At 74.6% G+C, this 2982-nt stretch carries 2 protein-coding genes; both read right to left on the reverse strand.

From position 1 onward, the window contains the following. Positions 1 to 123 precede the first annotated feature (123 nt). Positions 124 to 1944, reverse strand: a complete 1821-nt coding sequence (locus AOK23_RS15785) for a hypothetical protein (protein WP_055713351.1) — start codon at positions 1942 to 1944, stop codon at positions 124 to 126. Between the two features lie 178 nt (positions 1945 to 2122). Next, the gene (locus tag AOK23_RS15790) at positions 2123 to 2677 is read right to left on the reverse strand and encodes a PH domain-containing protein (protein WP_055713352.1); all 555 of its coding nucleotides are present in this window, start codon (positions 2675 to 2677) and stop codon (positions 2123 to 2125) included. Between the last annotated feature and the right edge of the window lie 305 nt (positions 2678 to 2982).

Raw genomic sequence — 2982 nt, forward strand, 5'->3', positions numbered from 1 at the left:
GGCTTCCGTCATGTCTGCCCTCGTCGACCGGGGCTTCCGTCATGTCTGCCCTCGCCCGCCGGCAGTACTTCCCCCGCGGGCCTCCGCCACGTTCCGCCGACCGCGGTCTCCGAGGCCGCCGCCCTACGGCACCAGTACCAACGCCGCCACCCACACCAGCGCCAGCACCACGCCCAGCGGCCACAGGGCCCGGCCCCGTTCGCGTTCGCCGCTCGTCTCCGTCGGCCGCAGTGCCGCGTCCTGCCACATCGCGGTGATCTCGGCGGCCGTCCGCTCGTACGGGTGGACGAGTCCGAGCCGCCGCTCCAGCCGGCCCCAGCGGGGCGCGTGCACCGTCCAGGCGGAGCCGAACCGGGGCCGACGGCTGTCAAGCTTCAGTTCGCCGCCCTCGCACCGGACGGTCATGAGGTGGTCCCACTCGATGTGGCGGGCCCCGCGCAGGCCGTTGAACCACAGCCCGTCACGGTCGGCGGTGATGCGCCACGCCGCCATGCTCGGCAGCAGCAGGACGCCGATGAACCCGAGGAGGACGCCCGGGACGTACCGCCATCCGCCGCCCTCGGTCAGCACCATCAGCGCCGCCCACAGCACGACCACCAGGCAGACGGCCCAATCCAGCCAGCCGGCCCGCCACCGCCGTACCGCCCCGGACGCCAGCCGCTCGGTGAGCCCGTCGGCGGCGGCCGCGCGCCGGTCCGCGTACACCGCGGCCCGCCGGGCCCGCGCCTTCTCCGCCGCGATCCGCAGCCGTACCGCCCGCTCGGACAGGGCCCGCACCGGCGCCATGGACGACTCGACGACGAACTCCTCGTCTACCGAACGGCCACCGCTCTCCGGCTCCCGCGCGCCCTCCGGCGCCTCCCGCTGCCCCTCGCCCTGGGCCTCACCGCCCTGGGCCTCATCGCACTCAGTGTCATCGCCCCGGGTCTCGTCGGCGCCGTTCCGCGCGTCCTCGGGGGCGCTGACGATCACGAGTTCGCCGCCGTCGTACGGCGCTCCGTAGAGGACGGCCTCGCGCAGGGGGCCGGGCTGTGCCGCCTCCTCCGCGTCGGCGTCGAGGGAGTCGAGGAGCGCCTCCATCTCCTTCTCCTTGAGCAGGCGGGCCTCCTCGTCCTCCTCGTCGTCATCGTCGTCGTACCACTCCTCGGCGGTGACGGTGAACATCGGCCGCAGCGCCGCCACGTCGTCGGCGGTGAAGACCTCCACGTCACCGTTGGCCCCGTCGCGCACGAGGACCCGCAGGACCGGGGCGGGAGCGCCGCGCAGCCCGGCGGCGCGGCGTCGGGCCAGCCGACCGGAGGCCAGCGCGGTGAGCCCCCAGCCGACCGTGAACCACCCGGCCAGCACGGCCTCCCGCCGGTCGGTGGGCGCGTCCCACCCGGACGCGACGAGGACGAACGCCCCGCCGAGGGCCGCGAGCACCAGCCCCAGCGCGATGAGGAACCGCCCGCGCCGCAACGGTCCGACCCCCTCCGGCACCACGGCGGTGACGCCCTCGGCGGCACTCACGGCCCACATCCGCTGCATCCGCCGCGCGCTCATCCGGAACTCGGCGAGCGCCCAGGCGGCGTTCACCAGGAGGAAGCCCACGAGGATCGGCAGGTCGTGCGTGCCGCCGTACCAGGCGAGGACGAGGGTCAGTACGGGGCCGGAGACCCGCAGCGCCTCGGGGCGCGCCAGGGTCCACACCAGGTGCAGGGGGACCAGCGCGGCGAGGGCGGGCGGTACGTCACGGGAGTTGGCCAGCCAGAACCCGGCCGTCAGCCCGACCATGGCCAGGGCGAGCAGATGCAGGGACCGCATCCGCACCGGCACCCACACCGGGGGCTGCGCCCGCGCCCACAGCCGCGCCTTCTCGCCGCTCCAGGCCGGGCAGCCCTCGGGCACGGCGGACTCGGGCAGCCGGCGCGACGGCCGCCCCGGGGACTCGATGTTCGTGCTCATGGCTACCCAGACACTCGGACCGCAACGGTGCTCATCATTCGTACGACCGTACGGCCCGGCTCTGACGAGCTCTCAGTACGGGTGCCCTTCGCGGCGAGACAGCGGCGGGACAGCGGCGACTTGCGTCGGCGACTCACGCCGTATCGGGCCCCTCATCAGGCGTTCCGCGCCCCCGCGCTCACCCCAGCGCGATCAGGATCGTCAGCAGTACGGCTCCCGCCGCCGCCGGCGCCATGACCTCCCAGGCCCAGCGGACGGTCGGCTCCCCCTGCGACCCCGGCGCCTTCGCGCGGGCCTCGCACAGCTCGCGCAGGTCGGCCATGATCTGGTCGGTCTCGGCGCGGACGGTCCGCTCCTCCAGCGACGTACGGCCGCTGCTGTCGCCCTTGGCGGCCCTGCCGGACTCCCGGGACTGCTGCCGGGCGGCCTTCTTGCGGGCGCGCAGCGACACGGGGACGGCCCAGAGCTGGTACTTGGTCCCGGCCTCGTCGATCACCTCGTTGGAGTAACCGGAGCGCAGGGAGGCGACGGAGGCCCAGGGCAGTTCGATCACGCGGAACGGGTTGCGCACCCGGAGGCGGTCGTCGTTGGCGAAGACGGCGGGCCGTACCGAGAAGGCGACCACCAGCGGCACGGCCAGCAGCAGCGCGGCGAGGGTCAGCCAGGGCGTACGCCCTTCCCCGGTGAACACCGCGTCCGTGCCGAGCCAGACGAAGAGGCCGAGGAGCAGCACACCGCCCGCGAGACCGCCGGGGGACCGGTAGGCACGGTCCTTGTAGACCGGCTTGGCGGGAGTGGCCGATGTGGCGGGCTTGGCGGGCCGCGGGGCCGCCGCCGCGGGCGTCTGCCGCGTACGGGCTTGCGCGGTCTCGGGAGCGGGCTCGGTCTTCGGGGTCTCCGAGGACGGCGTGTCCTCCGATGACGTCGAGGCCGCCGAGCGCTTCCGGGGTTCCGGCTGCTCCTGGGACGACGGTCGATCCGGGGTGGTCATACTTCCGATTCTGCACGACACCCCACGTCCACCCCGCACACGGCCCC

The organism is Streptomyces torulosus, assembly GCF_001419765.1.
GTDB lineage: Bacteria > Actinomycetota > Actinomycetes > Streptomycetales > Streptomycetaceae > Streptomyces > Streptomyces torulosus.

Bases quoted from the DNA above. Each gene is read 5' to 3' on its own strand.
- AOK23_RS15785 (WP_055713351.1), bottom strand. From the start codon at position 1,944: ATGAGCACGAACATCGAGTCCCCGGGGCGGCCGTCGCGCCGGCTGCCC.